The sequence below is a fragment of the Streptomyces sp. NPDC107528 genome, assembly GCF_055639295.1.
The window spans coordinates 724,641-750,552 of record NZ_JBVKAV010000001.1 but is presented as its reverse complement, the minus strand read 5'-3'; the positions used below and the strand labels follow the sequence as shown (position 1 = coordinate 750,552).

24 protein-coding genes and 2 pseudogenes are annotated in these 25,912 nt (G+C 71.1%); 6 read left to right on the top strand and 20 right to left on the bottom strand.

Annotated features, from left to right (window positions below):
• A pseudogene (locus ACZ7L5_RS03635) lies at positions 1-204 on the bottom strand (transposase); the annotation flags it as partial.
• Between the two features lie 27 nt (positions 205-231).
• On the opposite strand from ACZ7L5_RS03635, the gene ACZ7L5_RS03630 reads away from it, so the two are divergent.
• Positions 232-462, top strand: coding sequence for a hypothetical protein (locus tag ACZ7L5_RS03630; RefSeq protein WP_471514059.1), 231 nt, complete (start codon positions 232-234; stop codon positions 460-462).
• 4 nt (positions 463-466) lie between these two features.
• Here the strand turns inward: ACZ7L5_RS03630 and ACZ7L5_RS03625 are convergent, their stop codons facing one another.
• The gene (locus ACZ7L5_RS03625; RefSeq protein WP_471514057.1) at positions 467-922 is read right to left on the bottom strand and encodes a GNAT family N-acetyltransferase; all 456 of its coding nucleotides are present in this window, start codon (positions 920-922) and stop codon (positions 467-469) included.
• A 396-nt stretch (positions 923-1,318) separates the two neighbouring features.
• Between ACZ7L5_RS03625 and ACZ7L5_RS03620 the strand changes: the two genes are divergently transcribed.
• Positions 1,319-1,627, top strand: coding sequence for a hypothetical protein (locus ACZ7L5_RS03620; RefSeq protein WP_471514055.1), 309 nt, complete (start codon positions 1,319-1,321; stop codon positions 1,625-1,627).
• Positions 1,628-1,670: 43 nt separating this feature from the next.
• Here ACZ7L5_RS03620 and ACZ7L5_RS03615 read toward each other — a convergent pair whose 3' ends face one another.
• The 9 genes and pseudogenes from ACZ7L5_RS03615 to ACZ7L5_RS03575 form a co-directional block, all read right to left on the bottom strand.
• Complete coding sequence (locus ACZ7L5_RS03615; protein WP_319594170.1) at positions 1,671-1,820, bottom strand: hypothetical protein; 150 nt, start codon at positions 1,818-1,820, stop codon at positions 1,671-1,673.
• A gap of 93 nt (positions 1,821-1,913) precedes the next feature.
• A pseudogene (locus ACZ7L5_RS03610) lies at positions 1,914-2,173 on the bottom strand (IS982 family transposase); the annotation flags it as partial.
• A 43-nt stretch (positions 2,174-2,216) separates the two neighbouring features.
• The gene (locus tag ACZ7L5_RS03605) at positions 2,217-3,185 is read right to left on the bottom strand and encodes a hypothetical protein (RefSeq protein ID WP_471514053.1); all 969 of its coding nucleotides are present in this window, start codon (positions 3,183-3,185) and stop codon (positions 2,217-2,219) included.
• 297 nt (positions 3,186-3,482) lie between these two features.
• Positions 3,483-4,310 carry a helix-turn-helix domain-containing protein gene (locus ACZ7L5_RS03600; RefSeq protein ID WP_471514051.1) on the bottom strand — a complete coding sequence of 276 codons (828 nt, stop codon included), beginning with the start codon at positions 4,308-4,310 and terminating at the stop codon, positions 3,483-3,485.
• Positions 4,311-5,498: 1,188 nt separating this feature from the next.
• On the bottom strand, positions 5,499-7,424 hold the full coding sequence (locus ACZ7L5_RS03595; protein ID WP_471514049.1) for an SWIM zinc finger family protein: 1,926 nt from the start codon (positions 7,422-7,424) through the stop codon (positions 5,499-5,501).
• A gap of 215 nt (positions 7,425-7,639) precedes the next feature.
• Positions 7,640-10,480: a DEAD/DEAH box helicase gene (locus tag ACZ7L5_RS03590; RefSeq protein WP_471514047.1), complete on the bottom strand. Its 2,841-nt coding sequence runs from the start codon at positions 10,478-10,480 to the stop codon at positions 7,640-7,642.
• Between the two features lie 186 nt (positions 10,481-10,666).
• The gene (locus tag ACZ7L5_RS03585) at positions 10,667-11,245 is read right to left on the bottom strand and encodes a sugar kinase (RefSeq protein WP_363038335.1); all 579 of its coding nucleotides are present in this window, start codon (positions 11,243-11,245) and stop codon (positions 10,667-10,669) included.
• On the bottom strand, positions 11,242-12,390 hold the full coding sequence (locus tag ACZ7L5_RS03580) for an ROK family glucokinase (RefSeq protein ID WP_328878288.1): 1,149 nt from the start codon (positions 12,388-12,390) through the stop codon (positions 11,242-11,244). The genes ACZ7L5_RS03585 and ACZ7L5_RS03580 overlap by 4 nt, the downstream gene beginning before the upstream one ends.
• Positions 12,391-12,528: 138 nt before the next feature.
• Positions 12,529-13,266 carry a GntR family transcriptional regulator gene (locus ACZ7L5_RS03575; protein WP_365054446.1) on the bottom strand — a complete coding sequence of 246 codons (738 nt, stop codon included), beginning with the start codon at positions 13,264-13,266 and terminating at the stop codon, positions 12,529-12,531.
• A gap of 129 nt (positions 13,267-13,395) precedes the next feature.
• Here ACZ7L5_RS03575 and ACZ7L5_RS03570 point away from each other — a divergent pair, with 129 nt between their 5' ends.
• Positions 13,396-14,418, top strand: a complete 1,023-nt coding sequence (locus ACZ7L5_RS03570) for a Gfo/Idh/MocA family protein (RefSeq protein ID WP_471514044.1) — start codon at positions 13,396-13,398, stop codon at positions 14,416-14,418.
• 37 nt (positions 14,419-14,455) lie between these two features.
• Here ACZ7L5_RS03570 and ACZ7L5_RS03565 read toward each other — a convergent pair whose 3' ends face one another.
• The 3 genes from ACZ7L5_RS03565 to ACZ7L5_RS03555 form a co-directional block, all read right to left on the bottom strand.
• The gene (locus tag ACZ7L5_RS03565) at positions 14,456-15,634 is read right to left on the bottom strand and encodes a cytochrome P450 family protein (RefSeq protein ID WP_471514042.1); all 1,179 of its coding nucleotides are present in this window, start codon (positions 15,632-15,634) and stop codon (positions 14,456-14,458) included.
• A 43-nt stretch (positions 15,635-15,677) separates the two neighbouring features.
• Positions 15,678-16,358 carry a response regulator transcription factor gene (locus ACZ7L5_RS03560; protein ID WP_471514040.1) on the bottom strand — a complete coding sequence of 227 codons (681 nt, stop codon included), beginning with the start codon at positions 16,356-16,358 and terminating at the stop codon, positions 15,678-15,680.
• 94 nt (positions 16,359-16,452) lie between these two features.
• Positions 16,453-17,706 (bottom strand): sensor histidine kinase, encoded by a 1,254-nt coding sequence (locus ACZ7L5_RS03555; RefSeq protein ID WP_471514038.1) that lies wholly within the window; start codon positions 17,704-17,706, stop codon positions 16,453-16,455.
• A gap of 169 nt (positions 17,707-17,875) precedes the next feature.
• On the opposite strand from ACZ7L5_RS03555, the gene ACZ7L5_RS03550 reads away from it, so the two are divergent.
• Positions 17,876-18,076, top strand: a complete 201-nt coding sequence (locus ACZ7L5_RS03550; RefSeq protein ID WP_471514036.1) for a hypothetical protein — start codon at positions 17,876-17,878, stop codon at positions 18,074-18,076.
• A 61-nt stretch (positions 18,077-18,137) separates the two neighbouring features.
• Here the strand turns inward: ACZ7L5_RS03550 and ACZ7L5_RS03545 are convergent, their stop codons facing one another.
• Together ACZ7L5_RS03545 and ACZ7L5_RS03540 are read right to left on the bottom strand one after the other, a co-directional pair.
• Positions 18,138-18,524, bottom strand: coding sequence for a guanyl-specific ribonuclease (locus tag ACZ7L5_RS03545; RefSeq protein ID WP_363038325.1), 387 nt, complete (start codon positions 18,522-18,524; stop codon positions 18,138-18,140).
• Between the two features lie 154 nt (positions 18,525-18,678).
• Positions 18,679-19,305, bottom strand: coding sequence for a dihydrofolate reductase family protein (locus ACZ7L5_RS03540; protein ID WP_471514034.1), 627 nt, complete (start codon positions 19,303-19,305; stop codon positions 18,679-18,681).
• 164 nt (positions 19,306-19,469) lie between these two features.
• On the opposite strand from ACZ7L5_RS03540, the gene ACZ7L5_RS03535 reads away from it, so the two are divergent.
• Entirely contained in the window at positions 19,470-20,237 is a 768-nt protein-coding gene (locus ACZ7L5_RS03535; RefSeq protein WP_471514032.1) for an SDR family oxidoreductase, read from the top strand.
• 89 nt (positions 20,238-20,326) lie between these two features.
• Here the strand turns inward: ACZ7L5_RS03535 and ACZ7L5_RS03530 are convergent, their stop codons facing one another.
• The 4 genes from ACZ7L5_RS03530 to allB form a co-directional block, all read right to left on the bottom strand.
• Entirely contained in the window at positions 20,327-21,118 is a 792-nt protein-coding gene (locus tag ACZ7L5_RS03530; RefSeq protein WP_471514030.1) for a hypothetical protein, read from the bottom strand.
• 13 nt (positions 21,119-21,131) lie between these two features.
• A complete protein-coding gene (locus ACZ7L5_RS03525; protein ID WP_471514028.1) occupies positions 21,132-22,145 on the bottom strand; it encodes a DUF6236 family protein in 1,014 nt (337 codons plus the stop codon).
• A gap of 84 nt (positions 22,146-22,229) precedes the next feature.
• Complete coding sequence (alc, locus tag ACZ7L5_RS03520; protein WP_471514027.1) at positions 22,230-23,384, bottom strand: allantoicase; 1,155 nt, start codon at positions 23,382-23,384, stop codon at positions 22,230-22,232.
• Between the two features lie 14 nt (positions 23,385-23,398).
• Positions 23,399-24,739, bottom strand: coding sequence for an allantoinase AllB (allB, locus tag ACZ7L5_RS03515; RefSeq protein ID WP_471514025.1), 1,341 nt, complete (start codon positions 24,737-24,739; stop codon positions 23,399-23,401).
• A gap of 247 nt (positions 24,740-24,986) precedes the next feature.
• Between allB and ACZ7L5_RS03510 the strand changes: the two genes are divergently transcribed.
• Positions 24,987-25,787, top strand: coding sequence for an IclR family transcriptional regulator (locus tag ACZ7L5_RS03510; protein ID WP_328878299.1), 801 nt, complete (start codon positions 24,987-24,989; stop codon positions 25,785-25,787).
• Positions 25,788-25,912: the final 125 nt, after the last annotated feature.

Sequence of the window (25,912 nt, the reverse complement as noted above, 5' to 3'; positions counted from 1 at the left end):
GCGTAGGCGAGTGAACACGATGCGGTGCAGGGCGGCGTTGGCCCGGTGGTCGCCGCCGTAGTTGAGCCGACGTGTGCTCCGCCGGCCGGAGGAGCACTCGATGGGGCTGACTCCGCAAAGGGCAGCAAAAGACGCCTCGCTGCTCAGTCGCTCGGGATTATCCCCCATGGTCATCAGGAGAGTGACGGCGCTGTCCGAACACATGCCCACCGGCGCGAGCAGCTGTGGGGCGTGACGTTCGACGAGCCGGGTCAGGCGTCGATTCAGCTCATCGATCTGTCCGGTGAGCTGCTCGATGCGCTCAGCGAGCATGCGCAACGTCATGTGGGCGGCATGGGCCCCTCCGTCCTCATCTCCGCCACCGTCGAGTGGGCCGAGGGTCGCGCAGGTGCGGAAAAACTCGGCATTGCCCAGGCTGGACATTCGTTCCCGCAGGAAGCGAGTCTGCACGACGATGCCTGATTCTTCAGGACGAAGCTTCTACCGGTGGGCGCACCATGTCACCGGGGTAACTGTGATCCCCTGACATTTCGTCGGGTTCAGGGACGTATGTAAATCCGAGCTTAAGCCACACTCCGTACAGCTCCCGGTCCCACGCAGACAAGATGATCTCTTGATCGGGCACCCGAGCGAACAACTCATCTACCAAGGCTCGTGCCACTCCCCTTTGTCGGAACTCGGGAGAAACGTGGAGCTCATAAAGCCTGACGTAGCCGGGCTCGCCGCCTGCCGCGCGCTGCAGACTTGAGTGAAGCCATCCCATACGCACGCCTTGGTCGGGATCCTCTGCGATCAGAGAGTGCAGCGCCTCCGCCAGGGAGGCGGCCCCCTCCTGCTTCTCGACGGTGACCGTCCAGCCCTCGGTGTTGTTGCTCATCCATTTGACGTCCGCTGGATGAGCGTCCCGGACCCTGATCTTCATGCTTCGTAGCCTACGACTGCGCCTCTCTAGTGGGCATCATGGCCGTGAGCCTGACCAAGTGGCTGGCCTCGGGCAAAGTAGCAATCGAGACGCATGTGACTCTCTCGCCCCGACGCGGCGTTCGTAGTAGTTACGGGAGTACGGATCGACGCCCATATTGACGTCACACGCGACAGCGATGCAGCCGTGGCCTGGCCACAGGCCGAGATGGCCAGTTCAGCTGCCGGTGGCCAGCCAGTCGATCCGGCCGTAACCGCTCCCGCACTCACGCGTCCCGGTCGCGCTAGGTGGAGAACGCACCCCGGTGCGGGCGGATAAACGGGTGCGATCGCAAGTCAGGCACCCTAGAGAATTACAGGCACACGGGCGCCCCTTCGGGCGGTCGAGGTCCACGGGATGGCCGCGCGCTACGCCGCTGACCTGCCTGCGGTCGAAGCCGCCGACGAGGCCATGCGCCAGGCCGTGGCTGCGGCTGCGGCTGCGGCTGCGGCTGCGGCTGCGGCTGCGGCTGCGGCTGCGGCTGCGGCTGCGGCTGCGGCAGGACTAGCCGCCGCCGCTCTCCAACTCATCGCTTCTGACGTGGCGCTGGGCCTGACCCCTGAGCAGCAGATGTATATGTGGGAGCGTGCCGCCGAACTCGACCTCGCCGTGGTCGAAGACCTCACTGGCACTCACACCACGCCGGCAGAGGACGTCACGCTGTAGAGCCTGGTGCGCGAGGGGCTAGAGGCTCGGCCAGCGAACCAACTCAGCCCTGATCGCTCTCAAGGCTCGCGGATCTCGGCGGCCGTCTGCCGGGATCGGCTGCCACGATACCGACCTCAAACTCCAAAAACGCCTGATGGCCGGACGCGTCGGCGTCCCCCTCCTCCGCCACCAGGTCGTCCTGATCGCCCATCTTCGCCGCCGTTACGCGGACCGGCCGGCCCCTGCGCCGAGATGATCTCCGACTACGAGAATCTTGCCAGAGCCACGTTCACGTGTACGCCGACACCAGCGGCAGTGCGGCCCGCAGACGCTTGTTGTAAGCCGGGCGCTGGGCAGATACGGAAACTGGGCCCGCAGATGGGCGTGGGCGAAGCGCAGCCAGCGGGCCTCGCCGTGGAAGCCCAACACCGCCTGGGCCACGGCCAGAGTGACCAGTTCCGCGTCGGTCAGCCGGGGCGGCCGGCCCCGCCATCGCGGGGTCTTCAAGCGGTCGTCGACATGCACGTACAGTGCGGTCAAGAGGGTGTCTAGCTCGGTCGTCACAACCCGATGCTGGACACCCTCCCCCACATACGGAACTACTCGTCTAGGCCAGGACGTCGACGCGCCCCGAGCACGCCCGCTGAATGGCCTGCAGGTCCGCCCGCGCAGGGCCGGCTCTTCCGCCGTGGACGGCTGTCCGCACCTTCGCCTCGATCTCAGCCACCACCTCGTCGGTGAGGAACGGCAGGCCGATGCGGCGGTAGCCGGTGTCCACGGGCGTGGACAGGTCGAGCTTGACGGCGTCCCAAGCCCGCAGCGCCGCTTTCTGCTCGTCGGCGTGGCCGCCGCCCGCCTGCCGCTCGCCGCGCAGCCGCCGGATCCAGGGCTTCGCCATGCTCGTCGTGCTGCGACGGCGTGCCTGGTCGAGCTCGTCGAGCTCTCTCAGCAGGGTCTGCGTGTCGGCGTGGATCTGCGTGCACAGCTTCCGCGCCCGGGCGAATGTCTTGTGGGTGACCACCGCGGCGGCCACCACGAGCGTCAGGCCAGTGGAAATCAGAGGCACCGGGTGCGTGGCGACGAACCGTGCCCCCAGGAAGGCCACCACGGCGAAGATGCCGGTCACGTTCGCCAGCGCCCGGAAGACAGCCGCTCGCTGGATACGGCTCGCGAGCCGCTCCAGGACGTGGTCCTTCGGCTCGGCGATCCGAGACAGGATCGTCAGCGCGATGTAGATCAGTGCCAGCGAGAGCGCGGCCTGCCGGTAGTTGACCGGCTGCGCCGTGCCGTCGAAGACCTTGACCAGACTGACGATCGGGCCGGGGACCGCGAAGCTCCCGACGATGAACAGGATCGCGAAGATTTTGAGGATGCCCTCACGGAGATGGTTCGCCTTCAGGTAGCGGTTCAGGGCTGGCATCCCGGAAAGTGCCACGACCCATCCGCTGATGAAGAGGAACTTACCCAGCCCCCGCTGGCCGTCCCGGAAGAGCAGGTCGCCGTACATGATGCTCGCGAACCCGAGGGGAAGCAGAGCGAGTTGCTTGTAGGTGCGCACGGTGCGGACCGTTGTCATGGGCCCACTGTGTGAGACCGCACCGGTCGGCCGTGCTGATTTGAGGTAGGCCAGAGGGTTCCGGCGCCGTACGACGGTTGTTGTTCGCTTACCTGCCCGCACCGCGCTCGGATTGCGCCTGCCGTCAGCCGCTGCTCGGAGACATGCCTGCCCCGACCCGCCCGCGCGTGGGCTTTCGCAGGCCCAGTGACCGGCTGGTGAGTGATTGGCCGACGATTTATTACCAGCCCATTGACTGTTCCGAGCCGAACGGCGGTGATCGAACCCGAGGGATCCCGCTGACACTGGTACAGCTCGTCACGACTGCCGATCAGGTAGGGGCTCTTGCCCGGATTGCTGCCCGCTGTTCTCCACAGAGTCGCTGGTGGGGCCACCCGCCGAAAGCCGCGACTTTCCGTGCAACCAGTTCCACACGGTCTTGGAGTCTGTGCCCAGCCGTGCGGCTAGCGACACGGTGGACGGCCGCTGTTTCGTGGGCATGTTCCAGTAAGTCTCGCGCAGTTCGCGCACCCGGGCGTCTGAGGTCTTCACCATGCGGTGAGCTTCGCCGCGTGCATGGTTTGTTCGTGCCTCCGCCTCGGGCTCCAGTTCGCCGGTGGGGCCACCTGCTTCTTGGCGGCCGGCTCCGCGCAACCAACGATGAATGGTCCCCCAGTACACGCCATGCCGCTGGGCAAGGACTTCGAGCTTAGGCCGCTTCCCATGAGGAGCGTTCCAGTACTCCTCCCGTAACGCCCTGACCTCCCGGTTGGACACCTTGGTCGCGAAGTGGTCGTCTCCCCGTTCGTACTTGCCCTCCGCCAGACGATCATGCATGTTCTGCTTCTGTGTCCCCACCTTGAGATGGTGCGGGTTACAGCAGCCCGGATTACTGCCTCCCGGACACAGATGCCGGACAACAAGATCGCTGCCAAGACACGCCAGGGTCAGACCATGGTGCAGGACATAGGCGACCCGGGCAGCCTGTGTGTGGCGACCTTCCCAATACACGAAGCCGTATCCGAAGTCATGCCGGCTCGCGACCATCCAGGGCCAGCACGCCGTGTCGCCGCCGCTGCGGTCGATCTTCCGCCAGAACTCCGCCTCGAGTGCCTTTCGTGCCAGCTCTTTCAGGTCGCCGCTCATCACCCTCCACCCGCCGGGGGGCGGTGGAGTCAAGGTTCGCACCGGGTGCGGGCCGGGCCGGTTCCGATGAAGGCGGAAGCGGTCCGTCATGTTGTCGCGCTGCGAGCCAACCGTCAGGTGTGCCGGATTGCAGCAGCGGGGGTTGGCGCATAGATGCCGGACGAGCCTGTGCGGGAAGGTTCGAGGCCAGGCCATGAGCCAGCACATACGCAACTCGATGGGCACTGACGGTACCGATCAGGGTCCGTCCGGCGTAGTACTGGCCATAGCCGTCGATATTGAGCGGGCCGAGGAAGGGCCAGCATTCAGCTTCGCCCGGTGACGTGTCCACTGATGTCCAGAATTGCGCCTCCCGCAAGGCTCTGCGCTCTGGTGCCTCTGCGCTGCCGCGGTAGGTGCGCGGTCGTGGTAACGGCAGAGGCGTAGGCCGGGAAAGGTGACGGTAGCTCCGGCCCCCGACGATGCCGTCGATCACCGCGCGGGATACACCCAGTTCTTCTGCAGCCTCCGCCCTCGTGACGTGGCCGCCGGCGATGGACTGGAGTACCCACTGGGCTTGTTGGTCGCTCAAGGAGCGCTGGTTGCGTGGCACATCCGGACGGTACAAGGGGGCACTGACAACGCACGCCAGGAATACATGGGCTGCTGTCCCAACGAGTGCAATCGCAAAGTAGGCGCACCCTGGAAGCGTCACAGGAACACGGACCGCATGAAGCGCCAACCGCATCGTGCACGCCAGCGCAGCCGATCTCAGACGAAGCCGCACCGGAGCGCTCCGATGACTTCGTCGTCTCACGGCTCGGCTCAAAGTCCCGGTAGGACGGACCCGGGCGGGGCCACGCCGTATCACTCGCCTATCACACAGCCATCACCAACTGGGCGTCCCCTCCCGGACCAGAATGCCCGGACCTGGTACTTCGTGCCCACGCTGGACCGACGTAGACGCCCCCGGACGGTCTCTACAACCTGTGCCAGGTGGTGCCGAGCGAGGGGCCGAGGATGAGGACCGGGGCGTCTTCCGGGCCGTCGAAGCGGTACTGGAGGGCTGGGGTCTTCGTCTCACTCACTGCTCCACGCTAACCGCCCTTTCCGAGCGCCGGACCCCTGGGCCCCAGGTCCTTACACCCGGCTCCCTCACATCAGCGAGGAACTCTCACACGACCTTCACGGGAAGCCGGTTCAAATCGGTCACTCTTCCGGCGAGGCACCGAGGCCTGTCAGGGCGCCGACCGGGTCGAGGTCGGGGGTGCCACGGGGCCACCAGTCGTCGTGGCCCGGTTCCGATTCGTACGGGTACCAGAGGCCGTCCCGGCCGAGGCGGAGCTGGACTTGGCCGCGGGGGTGGGTGAGGTGGTTACGCCACGGGCGGAAGGCGGGGAGGTCGGCGGCGAGCAGGAGCGGGCGGGCGCGGTCGAAACGGCCGGCCGGCGGATCCCAGGGTTCTTCGAGCACGGCGAGCCCTTCGAGGCCGCCCTGCCGCCAGGCGGCGACCGCGCGGGCCAGCTCGGCCGGGGTGCGGTCGGCTGCGGCGGACAGGGAGGAGTACAGGGCGCGGGTGCCGGCGGTGAGGCCGGAACCGGGACGGGCGGCGGCGAGCCGGACCGCGTCCTGCCACAGCGTCAGGTCGGCCACCGGGTCGCGGCCGGTGCCGAGGAGGGCGTGCGCCCGGGCTGCCGCGTCGGTCGCCAGCTGATCCAGCGCGAAGGGGTCCGGGCCGCCCGGGGCCGCCGGATAGGCGGGCGGCTGCTCGGGGTGCGCAGGCACGGGCAACGGGGCGGGCAGCGGGGGGAGTCGGCGGTCGGGGGCCACGGCATCGGTTGCCCGTACGCCCACCTGTGGGGCCGGTTCCTTCTCCTGTGCGGCGCGGGCCGCGCGGGCCGCGTTGCGGCGGGACAGGGCGTCGAGCAGGGCGCGTTCGCCTCGGCCGCGCAGCAGGAGAAGTACGAAGGGGTCGGCGTCCAGCAGGCGTGCGGTCTGGTAGCAGAGCGCAGCGGCATGTTTGCAGGGGTGGCCGCGGTCGGGGCAACTGCAATGGGGGTCGAGGTCCCCGGGCCCCGGCAACAACGGCACCCCGCAGTCGGCCAGAGACTGGGGCATCTCCTTGTCCAGCAACGCCGCGATGTGCCCCGGCCGTTCGGCCACGGCGTCCAGGAACCGTGCCCAGTCGGCGTCCTCCAGCGTCCGCAGCCTCACCTGCACGCGGTACGGCCGCGGACGGCTGCCCCGCACATACGCCAGCACGAGCCCCGGCGTCACGGTGATGGCATCGACGTGGCCCTCCTGCGCGTAACCGCGCCCGCGGGCCAGCCGCTTGGTATCGAGCGCGCCTTCTTCCAGGGCGGTCACCCAGGCATTGCCCCACCATGTCTCGGCAAAGCGGGCGTCGTCCGCCGCGCGGGGCGCGAAGGCGGGGAACGTACGTCGGAGTTCACCGTCCCGGCCGGGGGCGGCCATGGAGCGGGGGACTTGAGGGGTGGCGGGGGCAACGGGGGTGACGGCGGTTGCGGGTCCGGGCGCGGTGTCGGTGTCGGGGTGGGGGTCGGCGAGATCGGTCGGTGCGGGATCGCTGCCGGGGCGGGCCACGGGTGGTTCGGGTGAGTCCCCCTCCGGGTGTGCGGGGCGTGACGGGGTCGGTGGAGAGGCCGAGATGGGGTTCGTCGGCGTGTTCCGCCGTTGTGTCGTCGGACCAGGCGTCGCACCGGCGCCCGAGTCGTCCTCGTCGGACGAGTCGGAGGGTGGCATCTGGAAGGCACCTGCGAGCCAGCGCCGTACCTCGCGGGCACGCTGGTTCTCGGTCCCGCCGGCCGGGCTCCGTCGGCCCTCGGCGCCGGTGGGTGCGGTTCGTCGCGATCGACGCGTGCCCTGGGCTGCCCGGTCGGCTTCCTCCGCCTGGGCACGCCGCCTCTCCCCCAGCGCGGCGCGCAGCGCTTCCCGGGCGGCATCCGCGGGACGCGACCCTCGTGGGCCGGTCTCGATGCCGAGGACGCGCGATGCGGACTCCGACGGGGGACGGGAGCGGTCCCCGTCCGCGCCGGAGGCGAGGGGTGCGGCAGGTCGCGACTTGGGGCCGTCACCGTCCGACGCCTCGGAACCGTCCCCGGTGACGTCCGACATGTCCGGGCCATCGGAAGGCGCCCCCACCTGGCCCGCGTTCCCCCCTGCCCCTCCCTCCCGCCGTTCCCGCGCAGCCCGCAACGCCTGGCGTGCCAGATCGGCCGGCCGGGGAACGGCCTCCTCGTCACGACTCGGCTCAACCGACCGACTCGACTCCGCCTGCCGGCTCAGCTCGTCCTGCCGGCTCGGCTCGTCGCCCCCGCTCCGCACCCCCGTCATGACTCCCTCCGCAAGGACACGAGGTCGGACAGCTCGCGGGCCGTCAGTTCCGTGAGGGCCGATTCGCCGGTGCCGAGGATTGCGTCGGCCAGGGCGCGCTTGGATTCGAGCATCTCGGCGATGCGGTCCTCGACCGTGCCCTCGGTGATGAGGCGGTGGACCTGGACGGGCTGGGTCTGGCCGATGCGGTAGGCGCGGTCGGTGGCCTGTTCCTCCACGGCCGGGTTCCACCAGCGGTCGAAGTGGACGACGTGGCCCGCGCGGGTCAGGTTCAGGCCGGTGCCCGCCGCCTTCAGGGAGAGGACCAGGACCGGCGTCTCGCCGCTCTGGAAGCGGTCCACCATGCGCTCGCGGTCCGGGACCGGGGTGCCGCCGTGGAGCAGTTCCACCGGGACCGCCCGGGCTGCGAGGTGGGCGGCGATCAGCCGGGCCATCCCGACGTACTGGGTGAACACCAACGCCGAGCCGTCCTCGGCCAGCACGGTGTCCAGCAGTTCGTCCAGCAGGGTCAGCTTGCCCGAGCGGGCGGCCAGACGGTCCGACGCCGCCGCCTCGGCCTCCTTGAGGTAGAGGGCCGGGTGGTCGCAGATCTGCTTCAGGGACGTCAGCAGCTTCAGGACGAGCCCCTTGCGCGCCATGCCCTCCGCCGTCTCGATGACGTACATCGACTCACGCACCACCGCCTCGTAGAGCGCCGCCTGTTCACGGGTGAGCGGGACCGGGTGGTCCGTCTCCGTCTTGGGCGGGAGCTCCGGGACGATCCCCGGGTCGGACTTCTTGCGGCGCAGCAGGAAGGGCCGGACCAGGCGGGCCAGCCGGTCCACCGCCTCCTCGTCCTCGCCGTTCTCCACCGCGCGTGCGTGCCGGGCGCGGAAGGACTTCAGGGGACCGAGCAAGCCGGGGGTCGTCCAGTCGAGCAGGGCCCAGAGCTCGGAGAGGTTGTTCTCGACCGGAGTGCCGGTCAACGCCACGCGCGCGGGTGTCGGGATGGTGCGCAGGGCCTTCGCCGTGGCCGAGTAGGGGTTCTTCACGTGTTGCGCCTCGTCGGCGACGACCATGCCCCAGGTGTGCTGGGCCAGCGTCGGCGCCGTCGACCGCATCGTGCCGTACGTCGTGAGGACGAAGCCGCCGTCCACGTCCTCCAGGGTGCGGTCCGGGCCGTGGAAGCGGCGGACGGGGACGCCGGGCGCGAACCGGGTGATCTCCCGTTGCCAGTTGCCCAGCAGCGAGGCCGGGCAGACGACCAGGGTCGGGGCCGTCCGCGCGCGCTTCAGGTGCAGGGCGATGACCGTGATCGTCTTGCCGAGTCCCATGTCGTCGGCCAGGCAGCCGCCGAGCCCTAGGGACGTCATGAGGTCCAGCCATGCCAGGCCCCGGAGTTGGTAGTCCCGCAGCGTCGCCCGCAGTCCCGGCGGCGGTTCGGCCGGGCGCACCCCCGACGTCAGCCGGTCGCGCAGGGCGGCCAGGGCGCCGACCGGTACCGCCTCGACCGGCTCGCCGTCGACGTCCGCGCTGCCGGTGAGGGCGACGGACAGCGCGTCGACCGGGTCGAGCAGGCCCAGTTCGCGCTTGCGGGCCTTGCGCACCAGGGCCGGGTCGACCAGCACCCAGCTGTCCCGCAGCCTGACGACCGGGCGGTGCGCCTCGGCGAGCGCGTCCATCTCGGCCTCGCTCAGCGGATCGCCGCCGATCGCCAACTGCCAGCGGAACTGGAGGAGTTCCTCACTCTCGAAGAAGCCGGTGCCGTCGGTCGCCGAGCCCGGCGCGGGCCGTACGACCGCGGCGGCGCTCAGGTCCTGGGCCAGGTCCCGGGGCCAGTGCACCGCCACTCCGGCCGCCGCGAGGCGGGTCGCCGCCACGCCGAGCAGGTCGCCCAACTCGTCGTCGGACAGGGCCAGCACGTCGGGCACGTCCTGCTCGGACAGCCGGTCGAGCGGGGCCCACACCCGGGCCGCCCGCCGCACCGCCAGCGCCGCGTCCACACGCGCGCGTGGACCGAAGGCAGCGTCCGCCTCCCCCGACCACAGGGCGGCCGCGTCGGCCACCAGGGTGGGGTCGGCGAGGCTGTGCACCTGGACGATCGCCGCGCCCGCGCTGCGGACGCCGCCGTCCCGGTCGTCGAAGAGGTCGTACGCCGAGAGGTCCAGCCGCAGCGAGACCCGCACGCCCGCGTCCATGCCGGCGGCGACCTCGGCCGCCCAGTCGTTGGCGCCGGGGAGGCGCTGGGCCTCGCGCGCGGCGAAGGGCTTGCCGGAGGTGTGCGGCGCGGCGGGAGTGCGCGGCAGGGTGTCCGCGACGGCGTCCAGGAAGGAGCGCATCAGCGCCTCGGGTTCGGGCAGCAGCAGCGTCCCCGAGCCGGGCAGCGGGACCGCGTGGCCTTCGTACGGCAGGGCTGCGGCGACCGCTCGCAGGTGTGCGATGTCGTCCGGGTCGAGGGGCCCGGCCCGCCAGGCGTCGCGGCCGGTGGGCGTCAGGCCGGGCAGCAACCGGCCGCGCGCGGTGAGCCGCAGCGCATGCAGCGCTGCCGCGCCCCAGCAGGCGGTGGCGGGGTGGGCGGCCGGGTCGCGCCGGGCCCGCACGAGCAGCGGCAGCGCCTCGCCGAGCGGCAGGGACAGGGCCGGGGTGGTCCGCCGGCGGACTCCGGCGCCATGGCGTCGTACGACGGTGAGCTCGGTGTCCTCGGCGGGCAGCGGGCCACCCTCCGGGTCCCAGAAGGCGATCCGCCCCTCGCGCGGCAGGGAGGCGGGCAGGAAGACGGCAGCGAGGCGCACGGGGACGGTGTCGCCGGACCGCTCGGCCACCGCGGTGCCGCCGCCGTGCGCGAGCCTGTCGCTCATACGTCCTGTCACCTCCCGCCCATGAGTCGGATCAACCGTCTTCGACTCTACGGGCGGGGTCTGACAATCGGCCCCGCCGACCGGTCCTGGCGATCCGTCCTGGCGACCGGTCCTGGCGATCCGTCCTGGCGATCCGTCCGGGCAACCGCTCCGGGCCGGGACTTCACTGAGTCGTCGGCGGGATCATCAAGGGGTGGTTCGCGAGACGACGTACACGAACGGATTGTCCGGGTCGGACATGTTCACGACGACGTCCTGGGTCGGGGCCGGGTCCTTCTGCTTGTGGACGAAGCCGTACCACGGGCCGGGGCGCTTGAAGTCCCAGCCGGTGACCTTCTGATCGCGGGTGCTGATGGTGATGGCGTCCGGCTTCAGCTCGGCCCGGCTGACGCCCATGGTCTTCAGGAACCAGTCGAAGGTCCAGTCGGGCGTCTGGAACTGGACGTAGAGACGGCTGGTCCGCCAGTTGTTCGTCTCGTAGTAGGCGACCTTGCCCGACGGGTCCGGGACCGGGATCTGGTACAGCCGGCGCTGGACCTTCGACGGCCAGCCCTCGGTGAGGCCGGTCGCCGAGTACTTCTCCTCCTTGTCCTTGCCGCTGTCGCGGCTCTGGTTGGCGGAGATCACGAGGTAACCGGCCGGCACGCCGATGAGCAGCACGATGATGAGCAGGGTGAGCGCCCTGCGCCGGATCTTGTGGCGACGGTCCTCGGTCGGCTGCTGCTCGTCCGGGGAGTCGGCCTGGCGGGGTACGGACATGGTCACGCCGACCCCTGCGACGCTCGGCGGGCCTCGGCGAACCGCGCATAGCGCTCGTACCGCTCGACCCGGCGCCGGTTGGCGCGCCGGAAGCGGCGGGCGACCAGGCGGGCCAGGTCGGCGGCGCCGACCATGCCGGCCTCGGGGCCGAGCTGGGCGCGGGTGATCCGGGCCTCGGGGCGGTAGCCGCGGCCGGTGAGGTGGCGCTTGAAAGCGTCCCGCGCGGGGCCGATCAGCAGGTCGTCCGCGGCCGACACACCGCCGCCGATCACGAAGCAGGAGGGGTCCAGGGCGGCCGCGAGGTTGGCGATGCCGACGCCGAGCCACTGGCCGATGTCCTGCAGCAGCTCGATGCACATGGCGTCGCCGTCGCGGGCCAGCTCGGTGATCATCGGGCCGGTGATGTCGCCGATGCTGCCCTTGACGTGCTCGATGATCCCGTACGCCACGGGCGAGTCGGCGGCGGCCAGCTCGCGCGCCTCCCTGACCAGCGCGTTGCCGGAGCTGTACTGCTCCCAGCAGCCGCGGTTGCCGCACGGGCAGCGGTGGCCGCCGGGCACGACCTGCATATGGCCGAACTCGCCGGCGACGCCGTACTTGCCGCGCTTGACCTGACCGTCCTCCAGGATCGCGCCGCCGATGCCGGTACCGAGCGTGATCATGACGAGGTGGTCCTCGCCCCGGCCGGCGCCGAAGCGCCACTCGGCCCAGGCGGCGGCGTTGGCGTCGTTGTCGACCAGCACGGGCACGGCGAGCCGCCCGGCGAGGCGGTCTCTGAGGGGCTCGTTGCGCCAGGACAGGTGGGGCGCGAACAGGACGCGGTTGCGCTCGGCGTCGACCCAGCCGGCCGCGCCGATGCCGACGGCGTGCACGTCGTGCCGGTCGGACAGGTCCAGGACCAGTTCGACGATGGTGTCCTCGACGACCTTCGGGCTCTTGGACTTGTCCGGGGTCTCCGCGCGGAGCTTCTCCAGGATGTTCCCGTCGGCGTCCACGACGCCCGCCATCACCTTGGTGCCGCCGATGTCGATCCCGACAGTGGGCACGCGGGGTGCGGTCAGGTGCGAACGGCGCTCCCGCGGGCCGACCGTGCGCAGCACGGGCGCTCGCCGGGAGCCGATGGGGGCGGTGAAGTCGCGGTAGGTGCTCATCAGGCCCGATTCTGCCGCACGCTCATGCTGGGTGCCGAACGGGGCGACAAAGGGGGGCACGCGTCACAGTAAATTGTCCGGACATTGCGACCAGGTCGGTCCCGCAGCCCCTCGCTCAGGACCGTACGTCTGCGGATCTCACGGGCGGACGAGCAGCTGGAACTCGAAGGAGTAACGGCTAGGGCGATAGGTGTGGGTGCCGTACTCGACCGCTCGGCCCGTGTCGTCGAACGTCACGCGCTGCATGGTGAGCAGTGGGGCGCCCTCCTCCTCGGCGAGCCGTTCGGCTTCGGCGCCGGTGGCGGCGCGCGCGCCGATGGTCTGGCGGGCGCTGTGCAGGGTGATGCCGGCGGTCCTCATCAGCCGGTACAGGCCGGTGGACTCCAGCTGCGCGGTGTCCAGATCGATCAGGGCGGGCGGCAGGAAGTTGCACAGGTACGCCATCGGCTCGCCGTGCGCCAGCCGCAGCCGCTCGATCCGGTGCACGTCGCTGTCCTCGGCCACCCCGAGCGCGGCGGCGACCTCGGCGGACGCCGGGACGACGGTGTTGACGATCACCTTGGTCGCCGGGCGCTGGCCGGCCGACTCCAGGTCGTCGTAGAGGCTGCTGAGCTCCAGCGGCCGCTTGACCTGGCTGTGCACGACCTGTGTGCCGACGCCCCGGCGGCGTACCAGCAGACCCTTGTCGACCAGCGACTGGATGGCCTGACGGACGGTCGGCCGGGACAGGCCGAGGCGTGCGGCGAGTTCGATCTCGTTGCCCAGGAGGCTGCCGGGCGTGAGCGCTCCGTGCTCGATCGCGGCCTCGAGCTGCTGGGACAGCTGGAAGTACAAAGGCACCGGACTGCTCCGGTCCACACTGAGCTCGAGTTCCACGGTCGGGTCCACTTCTGGTTTCGGCACGGGCCGAGCGTAGCTCTACGCGTTGTTGACGGGAAGTCGTGTAGTTCGATTGTCCGGACATACGCATTGACAGCCTACGCACCGAACCCCCACTTTGTTTCCATGCGCATCGGGGTCATCGGTACGGGCCGTATCGGCACCATTCACGCCAACACGCTCAGTCGTCACCGCGACGTCGGCTCCCTGATCCTCACGGACGCGGACGGCACGCGGGCGCTGGATCTGGCGCGCCGGCTCGGCGAGACGGCGGCGCCGGGCGTGGACGAGATCTTCAGGTGGGGCGTGGACGCGGTGGTGATCACGACCGCGACCTCGGCCCACGCCGAACTGATCGGTCGGGCAGCACGGGCGGGGCTCCCGGTCTTCTGCGAGAAGCCCATCGCGCTGGATCTGCCGGGCACCTTGACCGCGATCGAGGAGGTGGAGACGGCCGGGACGGTTCTGCACATGGGCTTCCAGCGCCGCTTCGACGCGGGGTACGCGGGCGCGCGTGAGGCGGTGCGGTCCGGGCGGCTCGGGCGCCTGCACACCGTGCGGGCCCTGACCAGCGACCAGGGGCCGCCGCCGGTCGCTTGGCTGCCGCTGTCCGGCGGGCTGTACCGGGACACGCTGATCCACGACTTCGACGTACTGCGCTGGGTGACCGGGCGCGAGATCGTCGACGTGTACGCGGCCGGCTCGGACGCCGGGCCGGTGATGTTCCGTGAGGCCGGCGACGTCGACACGGCCGCGGTGGTGCTCACGCTCGACGACGGCACGCTCGCGACGGCGACGGCGACGCGGCTGAACGGCGCCGGGTACGACGTGCGCATGGAGCTGGCCGGGGAGCTGGACCAGGTCGTGGTCGGGCTGGACGACCGTACGCCGATCGCGTCGACCGAGCCGACCGGGCCCCCCGCCGCGGACAAGCCGTGGTCCGGGTTCCTGGAGCGGTTCGGGCCCGCGTACGAGGCGGAGCTGAACGCGTTCGTGGAGGTGGTGCGCGGGGAGCGGGCCAACCCCTGCGACGGGCGGGAGGCCTTGCAGGCGCTGCGGATCGCCGAGGCGTGCGAGCTGTCGAGACGCGAGCGAAGACCGGTCGCGCTCGGGGAGATTCCCGGCGGGGCCCCGGCGACGGCCATGTGACCGGAGCGGGCTCGGGGGCCCCTCGCCGGCCGTCCCCCTACCAGCGCACCGGCAGACTGCGCATCCCCCGCATCAGCATCCCCGGCAGCCACTCCCCGGGCGGGCCGTCGAGTGCCAGGCCGGGGGCGCGCTCCAGCAGCGACCGGATGGCCGTGCGGGCTTCGAGGCGGGCCAGGGGGGCGCCCAGGCAGTAGTGGATGCCGTGGCCGAAGGCGACGTGGCCGCGGGCGTCGCGGCGGATGTCGAAGGTGTCGGGGGCGGCATAGCGGCCCGCGTCCCGGTTGGCCGCGGTCAGGCCGACCATCACCATCTCGCCCTTCTCGATGTGGCTGCCGGCGATCTCCAGCGGCTCGGCGGCGTACCGGAACGTCGCCGTCTCCACCGGGCCCTCGTAGCGCAGCATCTCCTCGACCGCACCGTCGAGCAGGGTCATGTCGGCGCGCAGGGCGGCCAGTTGACCGGGATGGGTGAGCAGCGCGTGCACGCCGCTGGTGATGAGGTTGACCGTCGTCTCGTGGCCGGCGATCAGCAGGATGAAGGCCATCCCCCGCAGTTCGTCCGGGGAGAGCCGGTCGCCGTCCTCGGCCGTGGTGCGGATCAGGTCGCTCAGCAGGTCACCGCCGGGTCCGGCGCACCTCTTGTCCTCGATCAGGTCGGTGAAGTACTCGCCGAGGCGGCCGAAGGCCTCGACCTCCTTGCCCGGGCTGGTGGGCGCGACCGACTCCGTCGACATCTCGCGGAACGCCACACGGTCCATCTCGGGCACGCCGAGCAGTTCGCAGATGACGGTGAGCGGCAGCGGGTAGGCGAGGGATTCCACGAGGTCGGCGCGGTCCCGCGCCAGCATGGCGTCGAGGAGGTCGTCGGTTATCTGCTGGATCCTCGGCCGCAGTTCCTCCACGCGGCGCATGGTGAAGGCTCGCGAGATGAGGCTGCGCAGCCTGGTGTGCTGAGGCGGATCGGCGTCCAGCAGGTTCTTCCCGATCATCTCCTCGTCGAGCGACCTCATACCCACCTTGGCGCCGTCCTTGGACAGCCGCTCGTCGGCGAGCGCCGCGCGTGCCTCCTTGTGCCCGACGACGAGCCACACCTCGGACTGCCACTCGGGCAGCCGGACCCGGTGGACGGGACCCCGCTCGCGCAGACGGGCGTACACCGGATGCGGATTGTCGCGGAACCCCGGTCCGAACTCCCCCAGTTCGATCACTTCCGTCATGACACTCCCCCTTCGACACTTCGCCAACGCATGGGGGCCCGCGCTAGTGCCCGTCCTCCTCGACTTCCTCCAGAAGTCCCGCGTCGTACGCCAACAGGGCGATCTGCACACGGTTGTTGAGGTCCAGCTTGGCCAGGACGCGGGAGACATGGGTCTTGACGGTGGCGACGCTCATGAAGAGCTCCGCGGCGATCTCGGCGTTGGACAGCCCCCGGCCCACCGCGACGGCGACCTCGCGCTCGCGGTCGTTGAGGGCGGTGAGCCGCTCACGCGCGCGTGAGCGGCGGGTGTCGGCGGCGGTGCCGGCCGCGTGGGCCATCAACTGGCGTGTCACGGTGGGCGACAGCACCGGATCGCCGGCCGCGACCCGGCGCACCGCGTCGACGATCTCGGCGGGCGGCGTGTCCTTGAGGACGAACCCGGCGGCGCCCGCGCGCAGGGCGCGCAGCACCTGGTCGTCGGCGTGGAACGTGGTCAGCAGCACGACCTGTGGCGCGTCCTTCCTGCCGCGCAGCCGCTCCGTGGCGGTGAGTCCGTCGACCGAGGGCATCCGGATGTCCATGAGGACCACGTCCGGCCGGGAGCGGTCGACCAGCGCCTCGACCTCGGAGCCGTCGGCCGCCTCACCGACGATCTCGATGTCGTCGGCGCCGCCCAGCATGATGGACAGCCCGGCCCTGACCAACGGGTCGTCGTCGACGAGGAGGAGCCTGATCGCAGTCATGTGCCTTACGTAATCACGGTTGTACGGCGTGGCGGGGACGGACGGCGCACACCGGGGCGGCCGTTGAGCTGCCCCGCTCCGGTACCGACGGTGCTCACCCCCACGGCAGCCGGGCCCGCACCTCGAACCCGCCGTCCCCGGTGGGCCCGTGCTCCAGTCGGCCACCCGTCAGCGTGGCCCGTTCCGTCAGTCCGATCAGGCCCTGTCCGGAGCCGGGTACGTGCGGCACCTCGCCCTCGGGCGCCGGATTGCGCACCGATACGCACAGGCCGTCGCCCGGTGCGCCGGTCACCATGACCGTGACCTCCGTGCCGGGCGCGTGCTTGCGGGCGTTGGTCAGGCCCTCCTGGGCGATGCGGTAGGCGGTGCGGCCGACGGAGGCGGGGACGGCGGCCGGGTCGGTGACGCGCTGGTCGAGGGTGACCTTCATGCCGGCCTCGCGGGACTCGGCGGCCAGCGCCTCCAGCGCCGCGAGGGTCGGCTGCGGACGGCCGGAGTCGTCGGGCTCGGCGGCCCGCAGCACGCCGATGATCTCCCGTAGGTCCTGGAGGGCCTCGTGGGCGCTCTCCCGGATGACGCCGGCCGCCCGCGCGATCTCCTCGCGGGGTGCGTCGGGCCGGAACTCCAGGGCGCCGGCGTGCACGCTGAGCAGCGTCAGCCGGTGCGCGAGGACGTCGTGCATCTCCCGGGCGATGGCCTCACGGGCGAGCCGCTGCGCCTGTTCGGCCCGCAGCCGCGCCTCGTTCTCGGCACGCCGGGCCCGGTCGCGCAGGCTCAGCAGGAGCTGGCGCTTGGACCGCGCGAGCATGCCCCAGCCGACCACCGCGACCGTCAGCAGCGAAGCCAGGACGACCGACCAGCCGTACGGCATGTCGGGCTCGGGCCGCACCAGGAAGTACAGCGGGTTCAGCACCGCATATGTCCCGGCGACCCAGGCCACGTACCGGAAGGGCCGGTGCACGGCGAGGGTGAACAGGGCGACCAGGCTCGCGCCGCCCGCGGTGCTGGACAGGAGGGCGACCGGGACCATCACGGCGGCGAGCGCGACCGGCCAGCGGCGACGCAGCCACACCGCGGCGCACGAGAGCGCGCCGACCAGCTGGTCGAAGACGGCGTATCCGGCGGGCAGGTCCTCGTCCTGCATCGTGTCGGCGGCCAGCAAACCGATGATGACGGCCAGCAGGAAGCAGGAGAAGTCGACCACCCAGTCCCGCGCGGTGCGCCGGGGCCGCCCGGGGCGCTCGGGGTCGGGGTCGAACTCCTTGATCAGGGCCGAGGGCAGCAGCCAGCGCCGCCCCTCGAACGCCTGGGGTGCGGGCACCTGCTTGTCACCACTCACGGTCGACAAATCTACGCAGTGCCGGGTGCCGGCGCGTCCCTGCGGGCGGGAGCGACGACCAAAGTCGCGGCATCGGCGACCTTGGTCGCGGCGGACCACCCGGAACGGGGCCTTCCGTCGGCCATGGCTCGCCCCGCGGCCGATTGGAGTGGGGGGTCCGCGGGGCGAGAGTCATGGCATGAAGCAGTTGCTGGAGTTCCTGGGAGTCATCGCCCTGGCGCAGGGCGTCATGGGCCTGCTGAACGAGTTCACCGAGTGGGACTGGGGTCTCGTACAGGGGCTCGACTTCCTCGACGGCTTCGAGATCTACGCGAGCGTCGCCATGCTCGTGCTGGCGGTCGCGCTGTTCGCAGCCGCCGGGAGCCGGAAGTCCGGGTGAACGCGGACCGGACCTCCGGCCGGTGGCACCGTTCCTCGGCGCAGGCTGTGACCGTGGGGGGTCAGCAGCCGTAGTCGACCAGGTCGAACGACTCGTAGTGGTCGGCCGTGTAGTAGTCCTCCTGGTTCTCCTCACCGGTGACGATCCGGCGAGCTCCACGGTTGGAGGAACCGGGCGTGATGACCGTGTACTCGTGGTAATAGCCGGACGACTGGCTCGGCAGGATGCCTTCCCGGTTCTGGAAGACGGTGCCGTCCTGGTCGTAGGGGAAGGGGCCACCCTGCTCGATCAGGTCGAGCGTGTCGTGCGCCTGCGACGGCAGGTTGCTGTAGCAGATGCTGCCGACCGCGGCGGCCGCCGGCGTGGCAGTGACGGTGCCGCCGACGAGGAGGGCGGACAGGACGGCGGCTGCGGCGCCGATGCGAGTGATTCGTGGGGGGAATCTCATGGCTTCATGATGACGCGCGTAGACAGTGGCATGTCAATGTCAATGGCGGAGTTTTTCCCGGCAAGTCCGATGAGTTTTCGGGAAGTTAACGTGCGCCCCGGCGTCCTCACCCGATCTCCATGAGAGATCGTGCGAGAACGCCGCAGACGGCTGATCAGGCCTCCTCGGGAAGTCCGAACGCGCCGTACTCGGGGCGACCCGCCAGGTCGTAGGAGCCGATGACGACACCGGTACTCGTGACGCTGCCGCCGCTGTGCTTGAAGGCGGTGGGCACGGCACCCTCCGTGAACAGGCGGTGGCCCGTGCCGAGCACCACCGGGAAGGTCAGCAGGTGGAGGGTGTCGACGAGGCCGAGGGCCAGCAGGGACCTGACGAGGGCGCCGCTGCCGTGGACCTGGAGCTCGCCGTCGACGCGCTCCTTGACGGCGGTGACCTCCTTGGCGAGGTCGCCGCTCAGCACGGTGGTGCCGGCCCAGGCGGGGTCGGTCAGCGTGGCGGACGGGACGTACTTCGGCAGCGCGTTCAGCTTGGAGGAGACCGGGTCGGCCGGGTCGGTCACCTTCGGCCAGAACGCGGCGAAGATGTCGTACGTACGGCGTCCGAGGAGGAAGGCGGCCGGGCGGGCGAAGACTCCGTTCATGAACTGGCCGAAGTCGTCGTCGGCGTACGGAAAGCTCCAGCCGCCGTGCTCGAAGCCGCCGCGGGTGTCCTCCTCCGGGCCACCGGGCGCCTGGTAGACGCCGTCGAGCGTGATGAAGAGGGTGGAAACGAGCTTGCCCATGAGGAGTGCCTCTTTCCGGTTTTGGGGTGGGATCTGCTGTCATCACCTCAGACCCCGTCGGCACCCGCAACTCATCGCTGGACCGTCTCCCCAGAGCCGGCGCCCGGCACGTCGGTGTCCGTTCGCCGCCAGCACTTCGGCCCGTGCGGCGCTGGGATGGACCCATGACAACCACGCATGCATCCCTGACAACCACTGACGCGACCCTGCACGGCAGGGTCGCCCTGGTCACCGGCGCGAGCCGTGGCATCGGCGCCGCCACGGCCCTGCGGCTCGCCCGAGAGGGCGCGGACGTCGCCGTGACCTATGTGAACGGCAAGGACGCCGCCGAGCAGGTCGTACGGGCCGTCGAGGCGCTGGGGCGGCGGGCCGTGGCCCTGCGGGCGGACTCCGCGGACGCGGACGAGGCGGCGGGTGCCGTGGAGCGCACGGCGCAGGAACTCGGCGGCCTTGACGTGCTGGTGAACAACGCCGGCGTCGGCGTGTTGGGCCCGCTGGAGGGCCTGTCGCTCGCGGACGTGGACCGGGTCCTCGCGGTGAACGTCCGGGGCGTCTTCCTGGCCTCGCAGGCGGCGGCCGCCCGGATGAGTGCCGGGGGCAGGATCATCACGATCGGCTCCTGCATGGTCCAGCGGGTGCCGGGCCCCGGCGGAACGCTCTACGCCACCAGCAAGTCGGCCCTGATCGGCCTGACGAAGGCCCTGGCGCGCGAGCTGGGCCCGCGCGGCATCACGGCGAACGTCATCCACCCGGGTCCCATCGACACCGACATGAACCCGGCCGACGGTCCCTACGCGCCCGACCAGGCTGCGATGACCGCCCTGGGCCGCTTCGGCACGGCCGACGAGGTGGCGTCGATGGTCGCGTACCTGGCGGGCGCGGACTACGTGACGGGCACGGAGTTCGCGGTGGACGGCGGCCACGCCGCCTAGCGCCTGCCGGGTGTGACGACGTCGCCCAGGTCGTGTCCGCAAAGTCCCGTCGTTCGCCCGCGGGGCAGGCGGGACTTTGCGGACACGGCCTAGGGGTGCGTCCCCTCCCCTGCGGTCCGCTCCGCCTGGAGACGCCCCTGCTCCGCGTCGTCCGCCGCCGTCGCCGTCCGGTGTGCGCCGGCGAATCTGCCGAGCAGGACCAGCAGTTCGTCCCGGGCGGCCAACCCCTCGGCGCCCGGGCGGGACAGGGCCTCGCGCAGGGCGTCCTGCACCGTCTCCCGGACGTGGGGCCAGGGGCCGCCGGCGGGCTGCGCCCCGGCCAGGTGACGGGCGAGGTCCCCCGCCACGCGCACGGTGTCGCCGTCGAGCCCCTCGGTCCAGGGACCGATCGCCGACAGGGCGTAGTGGAGGTCCCTCGCGGTGGCGGCGGGGAGCGTCACCGCCACCGTGTCGACGGCGTCCAGGCCCGCGAGCAGCGCGGAGACCCGTTCTGTCCGGTCGGGCCGCGAGAAGTGGGCTCGCAACGTGTCCAGGGCCCGGCGGATCTCCCCCACCTGAGCCGAGGGCAGCGCCACGGTGACGTCCTGGGCCGGTCCGGCCCACTCGCGGTCCTCGTCCCAAGGGAGCCGGCCTCCGGGAACGTACGAGCTCCAGCCCACGACCTCGAACTCGTCACCGGCTCGGGGAGCCCGACGAGGCGCCGCCTGTGTGCGGGCATAGCCGCTCTCGGCGAGGGAGCGGTCGATCTCGTCCCACGTCGGTGCGGCGGCCCCCGACGAAAGGCGGAGGGCATGCCATCCGTTGGCGTAGGTGATCGCGACCCTCCAAGGGCGCCCTTCCTCGAGCCGCGCACTGCCCGGGCGTTTCGTCGCCAGCGCCACCGTCCGTCCTCCCTCAGACCAGCCCGCTCTGCACCCGGTGCAGATAGCTGAAGTCGTGGTCGTCCCGGGCCCTGGCCAGCGGGCGGATCTCCCGGGTGGCCACGTTCAGGGCGTAGCCGCCGATCGTGCCGAGCAACCAGCCGAGGTCCGGCAGCAGCAGGGCGCCGCCGGCCGCGGCGGCCAGCGCGACCGACACCGTGACCGAACGGTGCACCCAGGCCATACGGCTGCCGCGGCGTGCCGCCCGGTAGTCCTCGACCGCCTCGGAGAGTTCCACCCGCAACTGGGCGAAGACGTCCGCCGGGTGCTCGTAGTCGCGGCGCAGATCGCCCAGCATTCCGTGCAGCGCTCGCATCAGGCGGCGTCGTTCGTCGGCGTACTTCTCGCGGAAGGCGAGGACGTCCTCGGTGGGGGTGTCCGGCGCCGGGACGGGCAACAGCCGGCCCAGCTCCACCTCCCAGGCCAGACTGCGGGTCGGGGACACCGGGCGCAGGGTGTTGCGGTACGCGTCCTCGCTGTCCGTGTACGGGAACAGGGCGATGTCCGTGGCGGCGGCGAGCTCGCGGGCCAGCACGCCGACGACCAGGGCCTGGACCTCCTTGGAGACGGAGAGCTGCGCGCTGAGTTCCCAGGGCACGAGGTTGGTGGCCAGCCCCAGTTCCATGAGTTGCTGCTTGAGCCGGTGGCTGATCTTCGACGTGTAGAGGACCGCTTCGGGCGGCGAGGTGGGCCCGGGCGGATCCGGGCGGGCCGCGAGCCGCTGGAGCTCATGGGTCAGGACGGACCAGTTCTGGCCCGCGTGGGGCGAGGGCCCGTAGCCGTCCAGGACATCGAGCGTCTCGGGCGTGAAGGCGAGCGGCCGGTACAGCTCACGCTCTTCCAGCCGCCGCAGATCGGCGCCGACGAGCGCCTCGTACACACGGGGGTCGCGGGGCACGACCGAGGCGATGCCGTCCCAGTAGAGCAGGGCCTGGTGGACGACTTCGGTGGGCGGATTCACCGTCGGGTAGTACAGCAACACGCCCATCACGTCCCCCTGGCCCTTCTACGGCAACCAGGTCAACGATAGCGAGGCGCACCGGAGTTGGAGATCCGGTGCGCCACACCGGTGTCAGCCGCCCAGCTCCTGGTGCCGCGCCGCCAGTCCGGCCGTGCCCGGCTCGGTCAACGAACCGTGCAGCCGCAGCCGGGAGATGCCGCCGTCGGGGAAGATGTCCACGCGTGCGTGCGTGCCCACGGCCGGGTTCGGCAGGACGAAGCGGTGGTTCGTGTCGGGCTGGAGGCGGGTGCGCGGCAGGATCTCCGTCCACTCACCGTCCTCGCCGTCCTTCACCGAGACCGACGCCCAGCCCGCACTGTTGCCCTTCAGGTACGCGGTGTCGATCTCGATCGCCCGGATCCGGGACTGGGCGACGAGGCGGTAGCGGATCCAGTCGTTGCCCTGGTCGCGGCGTCGGCGCGTCTCCCAGCCGTCGTCCATCTTGCGGGAGCGGCCGGGCTGGATGGTGTTCGTGGCGGGCGAGTAGAAGAGGTTGGAGGCGTCCTCCACTTGGCCGCCGTTCTCCAGGGCGACGACGTCGAAGGTGCCGAGCACCTCCAGCCACTGCGGATCCGGGGCCACCTCGCCGTACACGCGCAGGCGGGCGATGCCGCCGTCGGGGTGCTGGTTGACGCGCAGGTGGGTGAAGCGCTGCTCCACGGCGATGGCGAAACCATTCTCCGCATGCCCGCCCACCGGGGTGCGCGGCACCAGCGTCGTCCACTTCACGTCGTCCGCCAGCAGCTCCTGCGGCGACGGCGAACCCGGTACCGACGTGGCCTCGATGGACACGGCCTGCGGGTAGTTGCCGCGGAAGTGGGCCGTGTCGACGACGATCCCGCGGATCACGCCGGGCGCGCCGAGGCGGACCAGCGCCCAGTCGTGGTCCTCGGCCGTCGGCCACGGGTGCTCGGCGGAGGCGCCGCGCCGCCGCCGGGTCTCCCAGCCGTCCATGATCTTGCCCTTGTGGCCGAAGTGCTCGGGGTCGAACTCGGCCCGCTCGGGCAGCAGAAGGTTCTCGCGCTGGGCGAAGAACTCGTCGTTGGCGGCGATGACACCGGCGCCCAGCCCCCGGTCGGCGAGGTTGGCGTACTGGGTGAACGGGAAGTCGGCGGTGCGGTGGTCGGCGTAGGGGTCGCCGCCGCCGTAGGGGTTCGCGTCGCCGGTGAAGCTGGCCAAACCGGATGGATGCTGCGCCGTCACGGTGATCAGGTCTGCCTTTCGCATTCGATGGGTGGGATTCAGTTGGTCCGGGTGAGCAGTCGCCCCTTCGGGTCGGTGAACTCGCCCTCCGCGACGATGCGTTCGCCGCGCAGCCAGGTGGACTTCACGACGCCGTACAGGGTCTTGCCCGCGTATGCCGTCACGCGGTTGCGGTGCTGGAGGGCGGCCGGGTCGACGGTGAACGTCTCGTCGGGCGCGAGGACGGCGAAGTCGGCGTCACGGCCCGCCTCGATGGCGCCCTTGCGGTCGTCGAGTCCGACGAGCTCCGCCGTCCGCGCGGACATCCAGCGGACCACGTCCTCCAGGCCGTGCCCGCGCTTACGGGCCTCGGTCCATACGGCCGCCAGGCTCAGCTGGAGTCCGGAGATGCCGCCCCAGGCCGTCGCGAAGTCGTCGGTCTTCAGGTCGGCCGTGGACGGGGAGTGGTCGGTCACGATGCAGTCGATCGTGCCCTCGGCCAGCGCCTGCCAGAGCAGGTCCTGGTTGGCGGACTCGCGGATCGGGGGGCAGCACTTGAACTCGCTGGCGCCGTCCGGGACTTCCTCGGCGGTGAGGGTCAGGTAGTGCGGGCAGGTCTCGACGGTGACCCGGACGCCGTCCGCCCTCGCCTCGGCGATCAGCGGCAGGGCGTCGCTGGAGGACAGGTGCAGCACGTGCACGCGGGCGCGCAGGGCCTTCGCCTCGCGGATGAGCTGGGCGATGGCCGTGTCCTCGGCGTCCCGGGGGCGGGAGGCCAGGAAGTCGGTGTACTTGGGTCCCGGTTGTTGCGGCGCGGAGGCGAGCAGGTGCGGGTCCTCGGCGTGCACGATGAGCAGGCCGTCGAACGCGGCGATCTCGGCCATGGAGCGGGCCAGCGGGTCCCGCTCGAGGTGCGGGAACTCGTCCACGCCGGACGGCGACAGGAAGGCCTTGAAGCCGAAGACGCCGGCCTCGTGCAGCGGCCGCAGGTCCTTGACGTTGTCGGGCAGGGCGCCGCCCCAGAAGCCGACGTCGATGTGCGCCTTGTCGACGGCGACCTCCCGCTTGACGCGGAGGCTGTCGACCGTCGTGGTCGGCGGGAGGGAGTTGAGCGGCATGTCGACGAGGGTGGTGATGCCGCCGGCCGCCGCGGCGCGCGTGGCGGTCCAGAAGCCCTCCCACTCGGTGCGGCCCGGGTCGTTGACGTGCACGTGCGTGTCGACCAGGCCGGGCAGCAGGACGTCGTCTCCGAGGTCCTCCAGGCGGGCGTCGGACGGGACTTCGGCGTCGTACCCGAGTACGGCCGTGATCTTGCCGGCGGAGACCAGGACCGAGGCGGCCCGTGTCCCCTCCGGGGTGATGACGCGCGTCGAGCGCAGCACCAGTTCAGCGTCGGACACCCGGACCCCTCTCTGCCGCCGTTTACTTCCGCGTAACGGAATTCAACTTTCTGTTGAAGGAGTCTCCGCTCCCGTTCCCGCGCCGTCAAGGGCACACTTCTCCACAGTGCACCCACCCGCCGCACTCTGGACGTTTCCACAAAGCGGAATTACAATTCCGGCAAGCAGAACGTAGCTACGTACAAGCAGGGAGTCAACCGCCCGACGGGTAGGCTTCTGAGCTCCTACCGGTCCCGAAAGGAACGCCGTGCCGACGTCCAGCGCCAGCACCACCGACTCCGCCAGGTCCAGCTCCAATGGTGGCGTCCAGTCCCTCGAGCGCGCCTTCGACCTGCTGGAACGGATGGCGGACGCGGGCGGCGAGGTCGGCCTGAGCGAGCTGTCCGCGAGCAGCGGGCTGCCGCTGCCCACGATCCACCGCCTCATGCGGACGCTCGTGGCGTGCGGTTACGTACGCCAGCAGCCCAACCGCCGCTACGCCCTCGGCCCCCGCCTGATCCGCCTCGGCGAGTCCGCGTCCCGGCTGCTGGGCACCTGGGCCCGCCCGTACCTCGCCCGGCTGGTCGAGGAGACCGGCGAGACGGCGAACATGGCCCTGCTCGACGGCGACGAGATCGTGTACGTCGCCCAGGTGCCGTCCAAGCACTCGATGCGCATGTTCACCGAGGTCGGCCGACGCGTGCTGCCGCACTCCACCGGTGTCGGCAAGGCGCTGCTCGCCTCCTTCCCGCCGGAGGAGGTGCGGGCACTGCTGTCCCGCACCGGCATGCCGGCCGCGACGGAGAAGACGATCACCACGCCGGACGGCTTCCTCGCGGCCCTGGAGGAGGTACGTCTGAACGGCTACGCGATCGACGACAACGAGCAGGAGGTCGGCGTCCGCTGCCTCGCCGTCCCCGTCCCCGACTCCCCCACCGCGGCGGCCATCTCGATCTCCGGCCCGGCAGGACGGGTGACCGAGGCGGCGACGGACAAGATCGTGCCGATGCTCCAGCAGGTGGCCGTCGAACTGTCGGAGGCCCTGGCCACCTCGACGCCGACCGCCTAGCTCCCGCTGGGGTCCGCGGGATTCCAGCCACTACCGCGCCGAAGAGCGGCGCACTCGGCGGGGCGCTTCAGCATCGTCCACGCCTCGTGCGAGGGACATGCGGACAAGCGGCCACCGACGGGGCG

Bases quoted from the DNA above. Each gene is read 5' to 3' on its own strand.
- ACZ7L5_RS03620 (WP_471514055.1), top strand. From the start codon at position 1,319: ATGGCCGCGCGCTACGCCGCTGACCTGCCTGCGGTCGAAGCCGCCGAC.
- ACZ7L5_RS03525 (WP_471514028.1), bottom strand. From the start codon at position 22,145: ATGGGCGTGTTGCTGTACTACCCGACGGTGAATCCGCCCACCGAAGTC.
- ACZ7L5_RS03545 (WP_363038325.1), bottom strand. From the start codon at position 18,524: ATGAGATTCCCCCCACGAATCACTCGCATCGGCGCCGCAGCCGCCGTC.
- ACZ7L5_RS03535 (WP_471514032.1), top strand. From the start codon at position 19,470: ATGACAACCACGCATGCATCCCTGACAACCACTGACGCGACCCTGCAC.
- ACZ7L5_RS03595 (WP_471514049.1), bottom strand. From the start codon at position 7,424: ATGTCGGACGTCACCGGGGACGGTTCCGAGGCGTCGGACGGTGACGGC.
- ACZ7L5_RS03560 (WP_471514040.1), bottom strand. From the start codon at position 16,358: ATGACTGCGATCAGGCTCCTCCTCGTCGACGACGACCCGTTGGTCAGG.
- alc (WP_471514027.1), bottom strand. From the start codon at position 23,384: ATGCGAAAGGCAGACCTGATCACCGTGACGGCGCAGCATCCATCCGGT.
- ACZ7L5_RS03615 (WP_319594170.1), bottom strand. From the start codon at position 1,820: ATGGGCGATCAGGACGACCTGGTGGCGGAGGAGGGGGACGCCGACGCG.
- ACZ7L5_RS03540 (WP_471514034.1), bottom strand. From the start codon at position 19,305: ATGGGCAAGCTCGTTTCCACCCTCTTCATCACGCTCGACGGCGTCTAC.
- ACZ7L5_RS03570 (WP_471514044.1), top strand. From the start codon at position 13,396: ATGCGCATCGGGGTCATCGGTACGGGCCGTATCGGCACCATTCACGCC.
- ACZ7L5_RS03590 (WP_471514047.1), bottom strand. From the start codon at position 10,480: ATGAGCGACAGGCTCGCGCACGGCGGCGGCACCGCGGTGGCCGAGCGG.
- ACZ7L5_RS03550 (WP_471514036.1), top strand. From the start codon at position 17,876: ATGAAGCAGTTGCTGGAGTTCCTGGGAGTCATCGCCCTGGCGCAGGGC.
- ACZ7L5_RS03565 (WP_471514042.1), bottom strand. From the start codon at position 15,634: ATGACGGAAGTGATCGAACTGGGGGAGTTCGGACCGGGGTTCCGCGAC.
- ACZ7L5_RS03600 (WP_471514051.1), bottom strand. From the start codon at position 4,310: ATGAGCGGCGACCTGAAAGAGCTGGCACGAAAGGCACTCGAGGCGGAG.
- ACZ7L5_RS03625 (WP_471514057.1), bottom strand. From the start codon at position 922: ATGAAGATCAGGGTCCGGGACGCTCATCCAGCGGACGTCAAATGGATG.
- ACZ7L5_RS03605 (WP_471514053.1), bottom strand. From the start codon at position 3,185: ATGACAACGGTCCGCACCGTGCGCACCTACAAGCAACTCGCTCTGCTT.
- ACZ7L5_RS03580 (WP_328878288.1), bottom strand. From the start codon at position 12,390: ATGAGCACCTACCGCGACTTCACCGCCCCCATCGGCTCCCGGCGAGCG.